This window comes from Pedobacter lusitanus (genome assembly GCF_040026395.1).
Classification (GTDB): domain Bacteria; phylum Bacteroidota; class Bacteroidia; order Sphingobacteriales; family Sphingobacteriaceae; genus Pedobacter; species Pedobacter lusitanus.
The window spans coordinates 3603366-3622290 of the sequence record NZ_CP157278.1 but is presented as its reverse complement, the minus strand read 5'-3'; the positions used below and the strand labels follow the sequence as shown (position 1 = coordinate 3622290).

Here is an 18925-nt window from a genome sequence, read left to right as displayed (position 1 = left end):
AAAAGGCCTAGGCCTTGATTGATAATAAATATTCTTCAATTGCCTGATGCAAAATTTCAGGAATTGATGCTTCTTCAGGGATCATAACCTTTAATCTGCAACGAAGATTAAGGGAGACCAGCCCGTGTACCATTGACCAGATCTGCAAAGCAGCCTGACTGGTATCTTTAAAAATCAACAGGTTATCCTTCATACAGTCTTCCAGACAGTCAATTAAAAATTTAAATGTGGCATCTCCATTATGTCCATGAACTGATTCATCTACATTTGTAGGTGCCCTGATAATAAACATCAGATCATACAATTCCGGATTAGCCAGGCCAAAGGAAACGTAGGTTTTACCTAATTGTTCCAGTTTTTCCAAAGGATCTTTGCTTATTGCCCCTTTCTTAAACGCTTCCAGCAATTGAAGATAAGCCTGTCCCTGAACTTCAAAAAGCAACTCATCCTTATCCTTATAATACAAGTAGATTGTGCCTGGGCTGTATTCAATAGCGTCAGCGATATTGCGGATAGAAGTTTTTGCATAGCCATCCTCCAGGAACATTTTCATGGCCGCTGTAGTGATCATTGTTTTCATTTCCTCCCTCTCGCGTTCTTTTCTCTCTGATATACCCATTATCTTAAATTATACACTGCAAATGTAATGAACACCGTTCAGTAAATCCAAGTAAATTCTCACCTTTTTTAAAAAAACAGCTTGTAAAACAAAAAGAGGCCCTTTTGGGAGCCTCCTTTTATATAATTAATGCCTTAGTAAAGGATTTTACCTGCAGAAGTGACAATTGAAGCAATACGGATTGCATCAAATACACGCTCTTCAGTGGCACCTAAAGCCAGAATAGATTCTTCATGAGCATTTACACACATTTCACATCCGTTAACGGCAGAAACAGCCAGACTCATCAGCTCAAAAAACTCTTTACCTGTAACCGGATTACCCATTAACTGCATTCTGACACGTGCAGGCATACGCGTGTATTTCTCTTTTGCAGTAAAATGACGGAAACGATAAAGTACATTGTTTAAAGCCAGCAAAGACGCACAGCCGGTTGCCTCGGCAATTTCTTCTGCTGTAGCTTCTTTCTGCTGCGCATATCTTTCAAAGAAATCAGTTAAAACTTTATTATTGTTATTGACAGCAATACTTAATCCCAGTAAAGCACATTCTTTTTCTGTGATATGCGATGAAGTCAGGGTGCTGCTGAAGTTTAATTTCAAGTCACGTACATATCTTGAATTTCCTTTTTCCAGCAGATGTATACTTTCATTTCTGTAGCCTGGATTTAAACCGACTATGGCTAATAATTCCTCTATGGTTTCAGTACTTTCACTCATTTTTTATGATTTTATGAACCTGCGCAAACCTAAACCGGCAGATTCTATGGATACAAAAAATCCCTGCAAAATGCATTTACAGGGATTTTTAAGAATTAAACCCTGTTTATAAAAACAGGATTATAAATTAAACTGTTAAAGTTGCTTCACCTTTTTCCCAGTTACAAGGACAAAGTTCGTCAGTTTGTAAAGCATCAAGGACTCTTAATACTTCTTTTACGTTACGTCCAACGCTTAAATCATTCACACTTGCCCAACGGATAATTCCTTGTGGATCAATGATGAAAGTTGCTCTGTAAGCGATTTTTTCTGTTGGCTCTAAAATATCAAGTGCTTCAGCTAACGATTTAGAAGTATCTGCAAGCATTGGAAATTTCAAACCACGTAAATCATCATGGTTATGTCTCCATGCCAAATGCACGTTTTCTGAGTCTGTAGATGCACCAATCAGTGTTGTATCACGGTCACGGAACTCACCAAAATTTGCATTAAATTCAGCGATTTCAGTAGGACAAACGAAAGTAAAATCTTTTGGCCACCAGAACATACAAGTCCATTGGTTGTTGTCATTTACTAAAGTTTCAGAAGTTAATGTTTCAAACTCTTTTCCTTTTTCTATACTAACTACAGCTGGTTTTGAATAAGCTGGAAATTGTTCACCTATATTAATCATAATGTTCTTTTTTTCGTTGTGCAAAAATACATCAATACCGGCTCTTTATCAACCCTATTAAAAAGATAACAGATATTTAATATTGATGCCCCCATAGACAAAAACTATACGGGAAACATCAGAGATTAGCACACCTCTATTTCCTTACTTTAAGGTAGTTTCAAATAGTTTAAAGATTCTTTTGTACTCATCAGTCCAGCTTGAGGGTTGCACAAATCCATGGTCTTCAACGGGGTAAACTGCCAGTTCCCAGTTGTTTTTACCTAATTCTATAAATCGCTGGCTCAGACGAACGATGTCCTGGAACTGTACATTTTCATCAACCATTCCATGACACATCAGCAAATTGCCCTTTAACCCTGCTGCAAAATAAATTGGAGAGCTGCGTTTATAAGCAAGTTCATCAGTAGCAGGTTCATTCAGAATATTGGAAGTATAGCCATGATTATAATGTGCCCAGTCTGTTACAGAACGCAATGCAGCGCCCGAAGCAAAAACATCAGCTTCATTAAACAAAGCCATCAGGGTAATAAATCCACCATAAGACCCTCCATATATCCCCACATGTTTAGGGTTTACATTATACTTTTCGACCAGAAATTTCACACCATCAACCTGATCCGTTAAATCTTTTCCGCCCATATGACGATAAATACCGGTACGGTGATTTCTGCCATAGCCAGAACTACCCGTATAATCAATATCAATTACAGTATAGCCATTATCAGCAAGCAGGTTATGGAACATATATTCCCTTGAATACTGGCTCCACCAGTAATGCACATTCTGGAGATAACCTGCCCCGTGTACAAACACAACCGCAGGACGGTTTGCCGCAGGTTTTAAAGCGGGATAAACCCGTGCATAAACTTCATCCCCATATCTGTTTTTAAATGACACCATTTCCGGCTCTCTCCAGGGATAAGCCTTAAAAGCAGCAGAGGAAGACTCCGTTACTTTTACTGCCCTTGCGCCGGGTTTATTAGCCTGAATATACAATTCCCATGGCTTGTTCATCGTAGAATAATTAATGGCCAGCCATTGCTCATCCGGAGATAATGTAACTTCATTACCACCTTTCATACTGGTAATTTTAACAGGAGTTCCCCCATTAACACTCACTTTATAAAAATGGGTAATCCCGGGATGCTCTATATTTCCGGTAAAGTAAAATGATTGCCTGTCTTTGGCTAAAGAAAGATTTTTCACTTCCCATTTCCCACTGGTCAGCTGTCGTTTACTGCCGGAAAAAACATCCGCAATGTACAAATGAGAATATCCGCTGGCTTCACTCTGAAAATAAATATGCTGATTATCTATCCATCCAATATTATCCGTTCCTATACCAGGTCCGCCAATCCAGGCCTCATCCCGCTGTCTGTCTAAAACTGTCAGATTTCCTGTAGCAGGATCCAGTTTCAATATCCAGCGATCTTTATTATCCTGAGATTCTGCAATTAAAACTGCGACAGTGCCAGACAGATTCCAGACTGGCTGAAATAAATTCACTTTCCTGTCCTCGTTTTTCTTAATTGCCGCCTCTTTTTGTTTAGGATAATCTTTCAGATAATCAGGTAAATCTTTAATTCCTGGTATCTGTACTGTCTGGATTTTGTAAACAGTATCTCTCTGTTTATCATAAATAAAATTATCGTAAGCAGGTAAAGGCTCTCCCACCTTAGTTCTGCCGGGAATATCTTCTGTATAGCCAGAAGCAGTAACAAAATTAGGTACAATGGTGGCTTTCCCTTCTTCAGTCTGAATTTTCAGCCTGTAACCAATATAACGTCCGTCCGGACTGATTACAAGGCTACTCAGTTCCTGATTTCCCAATTCAATTATTTTTAAAGGCTGATCATCTGCGCTCAGATATTTTTTTCTGGCCAGCTTATACGCTTCTTTCTCTTTTTTACTTTTGAGTACATCAAAAAGCCCGTCCTGATCAGTTTTCAACCAGTTATCCTGTGAGTTTCCTGTACGCAGAACTAACGCAGCAGTACTTTTTTTACCTGATACAAAATTAGTCAGCTGTCTGAGCTCACTGCTTTTAAGATTGAGTGCATATAAATTATTTCCTCTTTGAAAAGCAACCGTCCCATCATTTAAAAAAATAGCATTACGTTCAAATTCAACAGTATTTGTTAATCTTTGCTTCTGCTTTGTTCTGAAAGAATACAGATATAAATCACCCGCTCTTTCGCTTAAACCCAAACTACGGTCTTTATTATAAACATATTCAGGCATGATTTCCTGGTTGGCCAGCTTTTCGTCCGTCTTTACTGGTTTTCCGGAAGATACATCAGCTCTATAGGGCTCACTGTTTTCTTTTCCTTCAGGATTCCACTTAAAATAGATCGTTTTGCTATCACCAGACCAGTGATATTCAGTAGGAGAAACACCCAGCCACTTCTGGTCACGCATTATACTTTCTACAGTTAAAACAGGGCGGTCCTGTGCCCGTACAATACTATTACCCAATAAAAATAAGAGGCAGAATTTCTTCATTAATTTAAGCTTAGACCGCAATTTATGAAAAAATCAAACCTCCAGCCCAACGGCAAAAGAAGGTTTTATAAATGTTACAGGATCCGGTATGAATTCAGAAGAAAATTTCTGCCCCGCTTAGCCTATACGCACAGAAGTCATAGTTAAAGAGCCCCCTACTGCCTTATCATTAAAAACCGAGACTTCTTCCTGATTATTTTGCAGTCCCAGTGTATACAATAGAGGCAGATAATGCTCAGGGGTAGGAATAGCCAGCATGGCTGCCTTACCTAAATTCTGATAAGCCATTAAAGGCTGATGCTCCTTATTCATAATAAGATTTTTAAACCGATCATTCATTTCCAGTGCCCAGTCATATCCGCCACCATCCATCATCTCCCAGCTTAACATCCTCAGATTATGGACCATATTACCGCTACCCAGGATCAAAACCCCTTTTCTGCGCAGCTGATAAAGTTCAGCCGCCATTTCATAATGCGCTTTTGGATCTTTGGTATAATCAATACTCAACTGAAGCACTGGGATATCAGCATTGGGGAACATATGTTTCAGCACTGTCCACGCTCCATGATCCAGCCCCCAGTCATGATCCAGAACAACTTCAGTACTGGTAATCAGTTTAGCAGTTTCAGCCGCCAGCTGAGGATTTCCAGGTGCAGGGTATTCCACATCAAACAACGCCTGCGGGAACCCACCAAAGTCGTGAATCGTTTTCGGAAAATTCATCGCTGTCACTGCAGTCCCTCTGGTAAACCAGTGCGCAGAAACGACAATAACGGCTTTTGGCACAGGTATATTCCTCCCTGTTTCAGCCCATTTCTGACTAAATTCATTGTCTTCAATTCCATTAAATGGTGACCCGTGACCAATAAACAAAACAGGCATCAGTTCATCCTGAACAGGAAGGTTGGCGGTTAAATTTTTAAGCTCTGATAAGTTTGCCATAGTTTTATTCATAAAAAAGGGCTGTTTAAGTATTTAGAATGCTTAAACAACCCTCATTTCTGTTTGAAGACACTCTATTATTTATTTGGCCTGAACAAATTCCAGGTTTAACTCAATTTTGATGTCTTTCGCAACAGCCATTCCGCTCGGATCATATTGAATATGGTAGTCCAGACGGTTGACTGTGGTAGTAGCGTGAAAACCTGCTCTTGTATTGCCCTGCTGGTCTTTAGCCGTACCGCCATAAACAACGTTGAATTTAACGTCTTTAGTGACATCACGGATAGTTAATTTACCTGCAAGCTCATAATTATTATCCTTCAGTTTTCTGAAAGATGAACCCACAAAACTCATGGAAGGATACTTTTCTGCATTCAAGAAATCATCTGTTTTCAAGTGATTATCTCTCATTTCAACCCCGGTTGTAATACTATTTACATCAACAGTAAAGTTGATTTTTGCATCTGTCAGGTCTGGTTTGGCAGCATCAATTGTTCCTTCAAATTTTTTAAAGGATCCGTTGACAAAGGATATACCCAAATGTTTAACTTCAAAATTAATGAAGGTATGCATCGGATCTACTGACCACTTTGTTTGCGCAAATGACGCTGTGCTGATCGATACGACAAGCAGGAATAAAAATATCTTTTTCATAATGATGTGATTTAATAACCATACAAATCTATAGGGAATTATGGCAAAAACCCTTGATGTATGTTAAGAAACTATCAGTTCTTTTCAAGCGTATCTTTCACAGTACCACAGTCATACATCTGGCTGCCGTAATAAGGATTCTGTATTTCCTTAACCTCATTCAGCCAGCTGAATTTACCCATCGGACAATATTGAACAAAAACAGGCTGATCATTCAGCTTCAGCTCTTGTGCCAGTTTGATAAATGAAGTACTTATGCTTCCAAAACTCTTACGCTGGCTTTCCAGATCTTTGGATAAAGCTAATTCCGCAGCCTTTTGCTGAATTAATGCAGACTCTTTCATCCATAACACATGCTGTTCAGCACCGGAAAACCCCTGATGAGGTACATCTTTTACTGCTTTTTGAAGTGCCAGAGCCAATTTTGGAGCTTCTTCTGATTTATCCGTCGCCAATGCATTTTTCAGTGCGTAGTAGCTTTTCAAACTTTGATTAAACTTTCCCGATACATTCGTTTTCTGCGCAAAGGCAGGCTGTAATGATGCTATTAAAAGCAGAGCAAAACCTAAAATTATTTGTTTCATTTATTGATTGATTTTTTGTCGGATGAACCCGACATGATTTTATTTTAAAACATTAAAGAAATTAAACTCAGCACGTACCAGGTACATGTTTTTATTATATCTGCCAGCCATATCGCCTGCCACCTGGAATCTGTATCCCAGATCAATACGGGTTCTGCTATTTAGAATAACCTGTAAAGCAGGAGCAAGATCAAGATAAGATCTTCCATTTGCCGGATTTGTTTTACCCAGCATTTCAAAATAGACATTAAAATTTGGCTGATTATAGTTTTTATATACAAAAGGAAGAACCAGATAGCCTGAAGATAAGCTATAACCAATCATCTGATCAGGCCCGGGCATCCCCGATACCTGTTTGCTTTCCACATCAAAAGCTTTCGTATAACTCACCGTACCAGATAAAGCCAGTTTATGCAGTAACTGCGTTACAACCAATCCTCCCTGAATACCACTATTATCTCCTTCCAGGTTAATATCCTCAGTATAGACCGGGCGTTTACTTGTACTCACCCTGGCAAACACCGCTGCACGCAAATGACGCTGTGCATCATCTACGGAAAGAAAACGATATTTAGCATATACACTTCCGCCTTCCAGTCTGTATTTACCATCCATATCTGATAAAAACCCCTGAAAATGGGTCATCAGATTTTTATTGAAACTAAACATCACTTCCGGCATGGTTCTGTTTCCGCCGCCGTTGAAGATTCCTTCATTAGTAAGTCTGATACCTATTGATTTGGCAGCCATGTTACTTGCCGGTTCAGTAAACACATACAATTCCTGTGCACCAGCGCGCAGACCACTCCCTAGCAGAAAAATTACTGCTGCAAATTGAATATATTTCATTCCGGCAATTAGATACTTAAATGAAAAATACGTGTTTCTTTTCCTTGTACAAGACCTTTTCCTTTAAGATAGCTTTCCGAGTTTAATTCAGCAGCTTTTTTCTTAAAAGCCGAAGAAGTAATAAAATCTTTGTCCATTATTCTGGCTACAACCGGTCCGTCAAGAGTTTTATTTTTCGCATTGATAAATTGAAAAACATTCCCGTCAAGCTCAGCAAGACCGCTATCATTAACCTGTGTGTTTTTGAAGTTAATCGTTGCAGACAAGTCTCCGATAGAGAATCCGGCATCCTGAACCTTGTCTCTGATCTGATCCAGATCGACCTTCTGATCAGATTTAAAAGTAATAACAAAAATATTCCTGTTAAGATCAGGAGCTACATTTTCAATAAATCCAAGACTTTTTAAAGACGTCTCAGTTGCTCTTGAACACATAGAGCAGGTTAACCCATTAACCTGTAATTCAGCTTTGGAAATTTGCTGGGCGAAAGTATTCCCGCCAATAAATAAGAATAAAAAGAAGATGAAATATCTAATTGTTTTCATGATGAAATTTTTAATTGAAATAAATTAAACCTGCCTGGATTACCGGCAAATTCTGATACATAGGTTTACGTACGGACGATTATCCGTAACAAATGTCAATTTATTCCTGGTCTAATTTCTGAAAACGCAATTATAGGCATGCAATGCAAGCCGGGCAGATAAGGGGGGCACTTTGTTTTCTATTCTGCTAAACAGATTAGGTAAAACAAAATCTGCAATTTCTGCAAAAAAAGAAGGAACCAGCACCGGAAGGCTCTGGTTTTTAGGAACATCGACTTTCAGACCTGTCTGATGACTGTCTTTGATTTTAGCATCAACCTTAGTGTTTTTACAGCAGGAATCATCTGCTTTAACAGGTTTTTCAGCTTCCTTACAACCTCCGCAATGCGCAACTTCTGTCAGATGAATACCAGATAACTTACCCCCGCAAAAATGCAGGCTCAGGGCAACACCAATTACACTTACCAGGTAAAAGGCACATAATCCTAAAGCTATCTTTTGTTTTAATTTCATCCGGTTTTATTTCTGCGCTGATAAATACAGATTATTAAAAGATTCTGTCTGAGCATTATGAATGCCCATTTACTTTATCACTTTTTCAAAAATAAGTATTAATTCTTAAAAAGAACAAGAAGAGATGTTAAGAAACAGAAAGATTACAAGATTATGCTATACCTGTTTTTTAAAGCAGAATTCTCTCTTAACTTAGCCCAAAATACTCATTTGCAATGAAGCCATTCCTCACTTTACTACTTTTTTTCTGCTTAAACGCAGTTTTCGCTACCGGACCAAAACACCAGTATATAAAGATAACAACCGCTCAGGGCGAATGTATTATCATGTTATATAATAAAACCCCGCAGCACCGTGACAATATTGTTAAACTAGTCAAAAAAGGGTTTTATAACGGCACTTTATTTCATCGTGTAATTAACTCCTTTATGATTCAGGGAGGAGATCCCGACTCTAAAAATGCCCCTGCTGGTAAAGAGTTGGGTAATGGAGATGTAGGTTACACCGTTCCGGCAGAATTCAGGGATAGTCTTTTCCATAAAAAAGGCGTATTGGCTGCTGCCAGAGATGATAATCCCCTGATGGCTTCAAGCGGTTGCCAGTTTTATCTTGTACAGGGAAAAAAATTTACAGATGCACAGCTGGACAGTATGGAAGTTAAAAGGCTTCATTTCAAAATTCCGCAATGGGAACGCGAGATCTATAAAAAGACAGGCGGTGTACCTCATTTAGATAAAAAGTATACTGTTTATGGGGAGGTAATCAGCGGCCTGCCACTAATTGACACGATCGCGTCTGTAAAAACAGACTCTAATAACCGTCCTTTAACAGATGTTAAAATGGAGATTACCCTGTTAAAACGTAGAAAAGCAAAAAAACTGGAAAAAGAAATGAGAAAGTCAGGGGGCGATGAAGTCAGTTCTCTGCTTAATCAATAAACAACAAATAGATACTATAATGAAAATACTTTCTTACAACGTCAACGGAATTCGTGCTGCCTCTACAAAAAACTTTGTCGGGTGGCTGCAATCAACGGATGCAGATATGATCTGTCTTCAGGAAGTGAAAGCGCTTCCTTCACAAATTCCTGAAATAATCGCTTTAGTTGAAAACCTGGGTTATCATCATTATTGGTTTGCAGCAGAGAAAAAAGGATATAGCGGAGTAGCCATATTTTCCAAAATAAAACCGAATCACGTAGAATATGGTTGTGGTGAAGAATGGATAGATAAAGAAGGACGCATTTTAAGAGCCGATTTTGACACTTTCTCCTTAATGAGCGTATATCTTCCGTCGGGCTCTTCCGGAGACGAGAGACAGGTTAAAAAGTATGAATTCATGGCGTATTTCGAGAAGTATATCACTAAACTCCGTGAAACTTATCCAAATCTGATTATTTCCGGCGATTACAATATCTGTCATACCGCCATAGATATACACAATCCCAAATCAAACGCCAATTCGTCAGGCTTTCTGCCAGAAGAAAGAGCATGGATGGGCACATTTCTGGATGCCGGCTTTATTGATACTTTCAGGCATCTCAACAAAGATCCCCATCATTATACCTGGTGGAGCTACAGAGCCGGATCAAGAGGCAAGAATCTGGGCTGGCGTATCGATTATCATTTAGCAACAGCACCTATGCTGGAGCGCATTAAACATGTAGAGATCCTGTCTGATGCAATACATTCTGACCATTGTCCGATATTACTGGAACTGGAGGCATAAGTTGACTATTGAGGGCCGGTTTAAATCCGGCTCTCAGTTTTTAAAAGAAATTATTCCATCTGGTGTAATACACAAATCCAGGCGGACATCATTTACATCAGGATCAGTAATGATTCCCACACTTTTAAAAAGAGACAGCCCGACCTTCAACGTCTTTCTTCCTTCCAGAAAGCGGTCATAGAACCCTTTCCCATAGCCAACACGATATCCCCGGTCATCAAATGCCAGTAATGGCACAACAACCAGATCTATATCACCTGTATGCTGCTCTTCAGCCACAGGCTCCAGAATATTAAATGAGCTTTTCAGCAGCTCCTGTTCCCCGTTATAATAGTGATGAGTCATAATCAGCTGCTCAAAATCAGCTCTCGGAACAATAATTTTGACCTTCGGATGATTTTTCTTCAGCCAGTCAATAAACAAAAACGTATCCGGTTCATTTTTTTCTGCAATAGGCAGGAAAATGTGTAGTGTATTTACTACACTAAAATCAAGCAGGGTAAACTGTTCAAGCAGTTTTTTGCTTAGTACTGCCAGTTCTTCCGGAGTAAGCGCCTTTCTTTTTCTGTTTTCCTGTTTTCTTATTTCCGCTTTATTCATCTTTTTATCCTGTTATATTCTGCATTTTATGAATCCTGCAAAACTACAATGTCCGAAAATACAAAAAGGCTTTGGGAACCACCCCAAAGCCCTGATTAACTTTAACTAACCCCAAACAGATATCCGGAAGATTTCATTTAACCTCCCCCCGAATACTACCTGTGAAATAATTAATGCTAAAACAAATTGATTTGACAGCCTCATCGCAATATCCTGAACTACATAAACATGTGATACATGAACTCGCGGAAAGATAACAGGTAAAGAAAAACTGCCGTAAAAAAAATATGGCTTCGGGAACCACTCCGAAGCCAAAATCAACCTAAACCTAAAACTAAACTATGAAAATTCTTATTTTACTCTTTCTATATATTCGCCTGTACGTGTATCAACCTTAACTTTATCGCCCTGATTGATAAACATTGGCACTTTAATTTCAACATCTGCTCCAACGGTTGCATACTTCAATGCATTTGTGGAGGTATCCCCTTTAACAGCGGGCTCAGTATATGTCACTTCCAGTTCAACATGCTGAGGAGTCTGTGCCATAATCGGCTCGTCACTCTCAAAGGATATTACAACATTCGTGCCCTCTTTTAAGAACTTAATCTGATCCCCAAATAATGATTTTGGGATGTTAAATTGTTCAAAAGAACTGTTATCCATTACAACGAGGAATTCTCCATCTTCGTATAAATATTGGTAATCATTTGTCTCTACCCTGCAAATTGTTACCTCTTCATCTGTGCGGAATCTATACTCGACTAATTTGCCGCTTTTAATATTCCTCATTCTCGCCTGGTAGAAAGCTCTTAAATTCCCAGGAGTACGGTGAAGAAACTCTTCTACTTGTATTAATTCTCCATTGAAACGAAGAATATTACCGCTTTTTACTTCTGATGCTTTTGCCATTTTTTTCTGAAATTCATTGCTCTACCAGCAGCGCTATTTCGTGCCGCAAAGGTAAAAACAATTATTGGTTCTACAATAGTTATTTTTAAAATTATATATATAGCTAATTTTACGTCGATTTCTTGACATTAGCCTTGCAATTCAACACGTTTTGCTTTATTTATAGTCTGTTATCTTTATAAAATTATCGCAAAAAGAATACTCGCTTTCCTGATTGGACCCCACAAGTACCAATTTATCAGCCGTAAAATCTCTGATCAACTCATGATACCACTCAATTCCCTGTCTATCAAGGTTAGAAGTTGGCTCGTCCAGTAACAATAACGGTGTATTTGTACAGCAGGCCAGAGCAAGCTTGGTGCGCTGTTTCATTCCCGAAGAAAAATATTTCAGTGCTTTATCCTGAGCTTTCCCTAAACCCAGCAGATCCATCAGATGTGCTGCTCCGGTTCCTGGATGAAATTCTTTAAATTTAAAATGAAAATCAATGGTTTCCCGCAGCGTAAACTCTTCAACGAGATCCAGGTAGGGCGCCGCAAAACTAACCTCTTTATACCATTTTTCAACCGGAATGGCATTTCCACCCGCCGAATAACTGATACTTCCTTCAGAAGGCTCCAGATTGCCCAGAATTACACTTAAAAGCGTCGATTTACCAGAGCCATTCGGCCCGAGTATAGCATATTTACCGGCAGCGTTAAACTCGTAGGTGAAATTTCTGAAAATCCACTCCTGATTAAACCTTCTGCCGGCATCTTTTAAATCGATCGTCATTCAGATTTTTAGCTACTTGACCCAAAACCTTTCATTACACCTCTGTTTGAATTTCTGATAAAATCAACGATTTCATCACGAATTTCAGTTGGTGCAAATTCAGCCTCTATCTTATCCAGAGCTTTGGTTACATTATTATGTTTGACAAAAAGTACCCTGTAGATCTCTTGTATTTCGTTGATTTTCTCTGAAGAGAAGCCCCGTCTTCTTAATCCCACAGAATTAATTCCTGCATAAGATAACGGCTCTCTCGCAGCCTTAACATAAGGAGGTACATCTTTCCGAACCAGTGAACCACCGGTAATAAAAGCGTGCGAGCCTACGTTAACGAACTGGTGAATAGCAACAAGCCCCGCCAGAACAACATAATCACCAATGGTAATATGCCCTGCCAGTGTAGTACTATTAGAAAAAATACAGTTATTACCAACCTCGCAATCATGCGCGATATGCGAATAAGCCTGGATCAGACAATTACTTCCGATTACAGTTTTCCATTTATCTTTAGTTCCTCTGTTGATCGTAACACATTCTCTGATCGTGGTATTATCCCCGATTTCAGCAGTTGTAACTTCACCTGCGAACTTTAAATCCTGAGGGACACCAGAAATTACAGAACCAGGAAAAATCCTGCAGTTCTTTCCTATTCTTGCTCCATCCATGATTACCACATTAGAGGCAATCCATGTTCCTTCTCCAATTACAACGTCTTTATGTATAACAGAAAAAGGCTCTATTACTACATTATCAGCTATTATCGCATCAGGATGTATATATGCTAAAGGTTGTATCATGATACGCGTTCGCTATCTTTAACTTTTGAAATCTGGGCCATCATCTCTGCCTCTACTACTACTTTGTCTCCTACCATACCCACACCTTTCATTTGTGCAATTCCTCTGCGGATTGGCTCCATCAGATCACATCTGAAAACGATAGTATCACCTGGTAATACCTGCGCCCTGAATCTCACTTTATCAATTTTAAGGAAATAAGTAAGATAGTTTCTTGGATCAGGAACAGTGCTTAACACCAGAATTCCGCCAGTCTGTGCCATTGCTTCAATCTGGATTACACCTGGTAAAACCGGCGCTCCAGGGAAGTGTCCTTTGAAAAACTCTTCGTTCATGGTCACATTCTTTACACCAACCACATGTGTTTTAGACAGTTCAAGAATTTTATCAATGAACAAAAATGGTTGTCTGTGCGGTAAGATATCCATAATCTGTACCACATCATATAGCGGTTTTACAGCTGGATCATAAACATGCTGAACTTTTTTATTCTTTTCTTTTTTGATCGCTGCTTTAATTTTTTTCGCAAAGGCAATATTTGCCGCATGACCAGGTCTTGCAGCCATAATGTGTCCCTTAATATGCATTCCCACAAGTGCGAGGTCACCAATCATATCTAATAATTTGTGTCTTGCAGGCTCATTCTGGTAACGCAGCTCCATGTTGTTCAGAATACCCTGTGGTGCCACATCGATCTTCTCTCTGTTGAATATTTTCGCCAGGTGATCTAATTCATCACGTGTAACTTCCTTATCTACAATCACAATTGCATTATTCAGGTCACCACCTTTAATCAGATTATTCTGTAACTGGTATTCCAGTTCATGCAGAAAGCAGAAGGTACGGCAGGATGCAATTGCACTTTTAAATTCTGCTATAGTAGAAATTACTGCATGCTGACTACCCAAAACAGGAGAATTATAGTCAATCATACAGGTAAATCTGTAATCTTCAAGCGGCATAGCCACAATCTCCACTTTACGGTCAGCATCAGTATAAGTGATATTATGAGGAATCTGGAAATATTCACGATCAATACTCTGATTGACCACTCCAGCACTTTCCAGTGCCTCAACAAAGAGGATTGCGCTTCCATCCATAATCGGAGTTTCAGGGCCATCCAGTTTCATTAATATATTATCCAGGTCCATTCCAACCAGAGAAGCCATTACATGCTCTACAGTGCTGATACTTGCTCCGTTTTGTGTAATTGTTGTACCTCTTGCTGTATCAGTAACATTATCACAGTCAGCATCTATAATTGGTTGACCTGGTAAATCAGTTCTTTGAAATTTAAACCCGTGGTTTTCCGGAGCCGGACAAAAAGTTAAAGTAACAGTAGCTCCTGTATGCAGGCCTACTCCGTGTACAGAAACTTCGCTTTTTATGGTTTTTTGTTTAACGTTCATTATTGTTCTATGTGGTACTAATTATACTATGACTGGAGTTTCGATATAATTTCAGCCTCTAATTTTGCTATGCGTTTGTCAATTCCCGGCAAATGCCTGAACAGTACAGACGCACGCATCCAGTCTCTGTACGGTTGGGCAGGTGTTCCGTGCCATTGTTTATTTTCTTCTGTTATACTGGAGTTAACTCCCGCCTGAGCTCCAAGCTGTGAGCCTTTGGCTATGGACAGGTGTCCGGCTATACCTACCTGACCACCAACGATAGATCTTTCACCTACCTTACTGCTCCCCGAGATCCCTGCCTGCGCAGCAACTACGGTGTTTTCGCCAATCTCAACATTATGAGCAATCTGAATCAGATTATCCAGCTTTGACCCTTTCCTGATGAAAGTAGACCCCATTGTAGCTCTGTCTATCGCTGTATTGGCGCCTATTTCCACATCATTCTCAATCACAACATTACCAATCTGTGCAATTTTGGTATAAGTACCATCGGGTTGCGGAGCAAATCCAAATCCATCACTGCCAATCACCGTATTGGAATGGATAACGACCCCATTTCCAATTACTGACCGGTTATAGATTTTAACTCCAGGGTGAAAAGTTCCACCAGAGCCTATTTTTGAATCCGATCCGATATGAACCTGCTGTAAGATTTTAGTATCATCTCCAATCTCGACATTCTCATCTATATAAGAGAACGCCCCAATAAATACATTTTTGCCGATTTTGGCTGTTGGATGGATAAAACAGGGTTGCTCTATACCTGTTTTACCGGAAGTCTGATTTAATACTTCATTGTATTTTTCCAGTAAAACTGAAAACGCACTATATGGATCCTTCACCTTTACCAGCGTACAGCTGATAGGTTGTGAAGGAACAAAATCCAATCCTACGATAACCACTGACGCGTTCGTTGAATAGATGTAGTTCTCGTATTTCCGGTTAGATAGAAAACATAAGGTCCCTTTTCTTCCTTCTTCTATTTTTGAAAGCTCAGAAACTATCATCGTTTCATCACCTTCAACCGTTCCACTTAAAAAGTCGCTTATCTGCTTGGCAGTAAATTGCATTCTACAAAGTTAAATGTTAAATTGATATGAACAAATAATCACAACCCCCTATTTTATCAGCCATTTGAGCTTTTTTATGTGCTTGTATAATCGGATAAAAAACGGGATAATTATTGGATTATTTTGTTAAATAATGCTAAATAATTCGCGGATAGCAAAGTATGTGCTTTCTAACTGTCCTGTCAAGTGATTCCAGGTTGGATAAATCGGACGCTTTTGCAATATCAGTTGTTGTATTATTCTTCATTAAAATATTTATTGTACTGTTTCCGGCCCCCGTATTATAAGCCCGGTTGCTGATTACGTCTGTAAAAACAAAATAAGAAACCTCATTCTGACTAATTCCAAGACTAAACGCCGTGTTTTCACCCAGCAGAGAAACTCTGGCTGCATCAGGCGGATCATTGCTGATCTCCGTTTTAAATAAATTCCGGTTAACCAGCATATTACATAACATAGAAAGAATTCTGTCCGGATGTCCGCACCAGACTTTCACAGAAGCGAAAATATCCTGATCATCAAGTTTGGCAAATTGTAATAAATGTATATCTGTTTCAAAAAACTCCTTTTTTGAAATTTCATTTTTCAGAAAGTGCTGTAAAGCAGGAGTTGCAAATAAGTCTGCACCTTTAACCGCCAGATCCTTAGCTCTTTTTAGAATTTTCACCAGCAGCATTTCCCCAGAGATAACTGTTTTATGCAAATAAACCTGCCAGTACATCAGTCTTCTTGCAATCAGGAATTTTTCTATAGAATAAATCCCTTTTTCCTCAATCACAAGCTGATCATCAGCTACATTGAACATCTTAATAATACGATCAAAACTGATCACCCCCTCACTTACACCGGTAAAAAAACTGTCCCTGTTTAAATAGTCCATTCTATCCAGGTCAAGCTGACTGGAAATCAGCTGATGAAGAAATTTCCTGTGATACTCTCCTTTAAATATAGCGATCGCAGTATTTAACTTTCCCTCAAATTCCATATTCAGCCGCTCCATTATCAGGATAGAAATATCCTCATGCTGAATCTCTCTGACCAGTGAATATTCCAGTGCATGAGAAAATGGCCCATGACCTATATCATGAAGCAATATAGCTATCGTAGCACCCTCTTCTTCTTCTTTTGTAATCTCATGTCCCTTACTACGTAAAATGTCTATTGCCAGGCACATCAGGTGCATTGCTCCCAGTGCATGATGAAAACGCGTATGCAAAGCCCCCGGATAAACCAGATGCGTCATCCCCAATTGCTTTATATAGCGTAACCGCTGAAAAAAGGGATGCGAGATCAGATCAAAGATCAATTCTGAAGGTATATTGATAAATCCATATACCGGGTCATTTATTATTTTCTTTTTATTCAATCTTAGCAAAATAAATTATACGGTACAAAAATTGCTATTTTTATCCGTACTTAAGAAAGAGATGTCTCTTTTTAAGGAATTATTTACACCATATACATACAATAATGCAGGAAACCAAGATTCTATGGGCCGACGATGAGATAAACTTATTAAAACCACATATATTATTATTAAACGAAAAAGGGTACCACGTCACTACATTCACCAATGGGAACGATGCATTGGAGGCTTTTGGCAAAGAGCATTTTGACCTGGTATTCCTGGATGAAAATATGCCTGGTATGAGTGGCCTGGAAACCCTGTCTGCCATTAAAAATATAAAAAGTGACATTCCTGTTGTCCTGATTACCAAAAGTGAAGAGGAAAATCTGATGGAAGATGCGATCGGATCAAAAATTGACGATTATCTGATAAAGCCCGTGAATCCCAAGCAGGTACTGCTAACTATAAAAAAGATTATCGATAACAAAAGACTGATCAGTGCAAAAACTTCAATGGCTTATCAGCAGGATTTCAGACGCCTGGGAATGACCCTGAATGATAAATTAAGTTATGAAGAATGGACAGAGGTCTATAAAAAACTTATTTTCTGGGAACTGGAACTGGAAAAGCTGGATGACCCTCAGATGCATGAAATTTTAACTATGCAGAAATCTGAAGCCAATACACAGTTTTCCAAATTTATTGAGGACAATTACATTGACTGGGTAAATAAAAGAGGAAAAACGCCATTGTTATCCAATGAGCTGCTTAAAAAGAAAGCTTTTCCGCATATCAACTCTACCACACCTGTCTTTTTTATCCTGATTGATAACCTGAGATATGATCAGTGGAAGATTATCAACCCGTTAATTACTGAACATTTCAGACTGGATGAAGAAGATATTTATACAAGTATCCTTCCTACGGCAACACAATATGCCAGAAACTCGATTTTTTCCGGACTGATGCCTCTTGAAATGGAAAAACGTTTTCCGTCACTCTGGCAGAACGATGATGAAGAAGGTGGAAAAAACATGCATGAAGAAGCTTTTCTTGCTGACCAGATTAAACGCAGCGTTCGTAAAGACTGTAAATTCAGCTATCATAAAATTCTTACCTATGATGATGGAAAAGCACTTAATGAACAAATGAATAATCTGATGCAGAATGAGTTTAATGCAATCGTCTATAACTTTGTAGATATGCTTTCTCACGCACGTACAGATATGGCCATGATCAGGGAACTGGCAAATGATGACGCTGCCTACCGCTCACTGACACTTTCCTGGTTTGAACATTCACCTCTGCTGGAACTGCTGAAAAAACTTGCTCAGAAGCAGGTAAAGGTTATAATTACAACAGACCACGGAACAATCAGGGTTAAACATCCGAGCAAGGTAATCGGAGACCGGAATACAAATACAAATCTGCGTTATAAACAAGGCAGAAATCTGAATTTTAATGCAAAAGAGGTCTTTTTGATTAAAAATCCTCATGAGGCCCAGTTACCTAAAATAAATATCAGTTCTAATTATATTTTCGCCAAGGAAGACCGTTATTTTGTCTATCAGAATAATTACAACCAGTTTGTGAACTATTATAATGAAACATTCCAGCATGGCGGAATCTCTCTGGAAGAAATGATGATTCCGGTAGCGACTTACAGCTCAAGATAGTATCT

20 protein-coding genes are annotated in these 18925 nt (G+C 39.0%); 3 read left to right on the top strand and 17 right to left on the bottom strand.

Translation table 11 applies throughout. The features are described 5' to 3' along the window. Positions 1-7: 7 nt before the first annotated feature. From PL_RS15505 to PL_RS15460, 10 genes are all read right to left on the bottom strand, one after another. On the bottom strand, positions 8-619 hold the full coding sequence (locus tag PL_RS15505; RefSeq protein ID WP_041883568.1) for a TetR/AcrR family transcriptional regulator: 612 nt from the start codon (positions 617-619) through the stop codon (positions 8-10). 134 nt (positions 620-753) lie between these two features. Further along, positions 754-1338: a carboxymuconolactone decarboxylase family protein gene (locus tag PL_RS15500; protein ID WP_041883569.1), complete on the bottom strand. Its 585-nt coding sequence runs from the start codon at positions 1336-1338 to the stop codon at positions 754-756. A 127-nt stretch (positions 1339-1465) separates the two neighbouring features. Further along, on the bottom strand, positions 1466-2011 hold the full coding sequence (locus PL_RS15495; protein WP_200890769.1) for a peroxiredoxin: 546 nt from the start codon (positions 2009-2011) through the stop codon (positions 1466-1468). Between the two features lie 144 nt (positions 2012-2155). Then, positions 2156-4516, bottom strand: coding sequence for a S9 family peptidase (locus tag PL_RS15490; protein ID WP_041883570.1), 2361 nt, complete (start codon positions 4514-4516; stop codon positions 2156-2158). 117 nt (positions 4517-4633) lie between these two features. After that, positions 4634-5461 (bottom strand): 4,5-DOPA dioxygenase extradiol, encoded by an 828-nt coding sequence (gene ygiD, locus PL_RS15485; RefSeq protein ID WP_041883683.1) that lies wholly within the window; start codon positions 5459-5461, stop codon positions 4634-4636. Positions 5462-5542: 81 nt separating this feature from the next. Beyond that, a complete protein-coding gene (locus PL_RS15480) occupies positions 5543-6115 on the bottom strand; it encodes a YceI family protein (protein ID WP_041883571.1) in 573 nt (190 codons plus the stop codon). A gap of 74 nt (positions 6116-6189) precedes the next feature. After that, entirely contained in the window at positions 6190-6699 is a 510-nt protein-coding gene (locus tag PL_RS15475) for a DUF3347 domain-containing protein (protein ID WP_052496422.1), read from the bottom strand. 39 nt (positions 6700-6738) lie between these two features. Then, a complete protein-coding gene (locus tag PL_RS15470) occupies positions 6739-7548 on the bottom strand; it encodes a hypothetical protein (RefSeq protein WP_041883572.1) in 810 nt (269 codons plus the stop codon). A gap of 8 nt (positions 7549-7556) precedes the next feature. Further along, positions 7557-8093 (bottom strand): heavy-metal-associated domain-containing protein, encoded by a 537-nt coding sequence (locus PL_RS15465; RefSeq protein ID WP_041883573.1) that lies wholly within the window; start codon positions 8091-8093, stop codon positions 7557-7559. Between the two features lie 111 nt (positions 8094-8204). Then, the gene (locus PL_RS15460; protein ID WP_041883574.1) at positions 8205-8606 is read right to left on the bottom strand and encodes an HYC_CC_PP family protein; all 402 of its coding nucleotides are present in this window, start codon (positions 8604-8606) and stop codon (positions 8205-8207) included. A 215-nt stretch (positions 8607-8821) separates the two neighbouring features. Here PL_RS15460 and PL_RS15455 point away from each other — a divergent pair, with 215 nt between their 5' ends. Next, the gene (locus tag PL_RS15455) at positions 8822-9544 is read left to right on the top strand and encodes a peptidylprolyl isomerase (protein ID WP_052496423.1); all 723 of its coding nucleotides are present in this window, start codon (positions 8822-8824) and stop codon (positions 9542-9544) included. Between the two features lie 19 nt (positions 9545-9563). Beyond that, the gene (locus PL_RS15450) at positions 9564-10334 is read left to right on the top strand and encodes an exodeoxyribonuclease III (RefSeq protein WP_041883575.1); all 771 of its coding nucleotides are present in this window, start codon (positions 9564-9566) and stop codon (positions 10332-10334) included. A 33-nt stretch (positions 10335-10367) separates the two neighbouring features. Here PL_RS15450 and PL_RS15445 read toward each other — a convergent pair whose 3' ends face one another. The 7 genes from PL_RS15445 to PL_RS15415 form a co-directional block, all read right to left on the bottom strand. Continuing rightward, a complete protein-coding gene (locus tag PL_RS15445) occupies positions 10368-10934 on the bottom strand; it encodes a 5-formyltetrahydrofolate cyclo-ligase (RefSeq protein ID WP_041883576.1) in 567 nt (188 codons plus the stop codon). A gap of 351 nt (positions 10935-11285) precedes the next feature. Beyond that, on the bottom strand, positions 11286-11846 hold the full coding sequence (gene efp, locus PL_RS15440; protein WP_041883690.1) for an elongation factor P: 561 nt from the start codon (positions 11844-11846) through the stop codon (positions 11286-11288). Positions 11847-12002: 156 nt separating this feature from the next. After that, positions 12003-12620: an ABC transporter ATP-binding protein gene (locus PL_RS15435; RefSeq protein ID WP_041883577.1), complete on the bottom strand. Its 618-nt coding sequence runs from the start codon at positions 12618-12620 to the stop codon at positions 12003-12005. 8 nt (positions 12621-12628) lie between these two features. After that, a complete protein-coding gene (gene lpxA / locus PL_RS15430; protein ID WP_041883578.1) occupies positions 12629-13414 on the bottom strand; it encodes an acyl-ACP--UDP-N-acetylglucosamine O-acyltransferase in 786 nt (261 codons plus the stop codon). Continuing rightward, positions 13411-14823, bottom strand: a complete 1413-nt coding sequence (locus PL_RS15425) for a bifunctional UDP-3-O-[3-hydroxymyristoyl] N-acetylglucosamine deacetylase/3-hydroxyacyl-ACP dehydratase (protein WP_041883579.1) — start codon at positions 14821-14823, stop codon at positions 13411-13413. Before PL_RS15425 ends, lpxA begins: the two co-directional genes overlap by 4 nt. Positions 14824-14849: 26 nt before the next feature. After that, on the bottom strand, positions 14850-15896 hold the full coding sequence (lpxD, locus tag PL_RS15420) for a UDP-3-O-(3-hydroxymyristoyl)glucosamine N-acyltransferase (RefSeq protein WP_041883580.1): 1047 nt from the start codon (positions 15894-15896) through the stop codon (positions 14850-14852). A 136-nt stretch (positions 15897-16032) separates the two neighbouring features. Next, positions 16033-17262, bottom strand: a complete 1230-nt coding sequence (locus tag PL_RS15415) for an HD domain-containing protein (RefSeq protein ID WP_041883581.1) — start codon at positions 17260-17262, stop codon at positions 16033-16035. Positions 17263-17366: 104 nt separating this feature from the next. On the opposite strand from PL_RS15415, the gene PL_RS15410 reads away from it, so the two are divergent. Continuing rightward, positions 17367-18920: a bifunctional response regulator/alkaline phosphatase family protein gene (locus PL_RS15410; protein WP_041883582.1), complete on the top strand. Its 1554-nt coding sequence runs from the start codon at positions 17367-17369 to the stop codon at positions 18918-18920. The last annotated feature ends 5 nt before the right edge of the window (positions 18921-18925 follow it).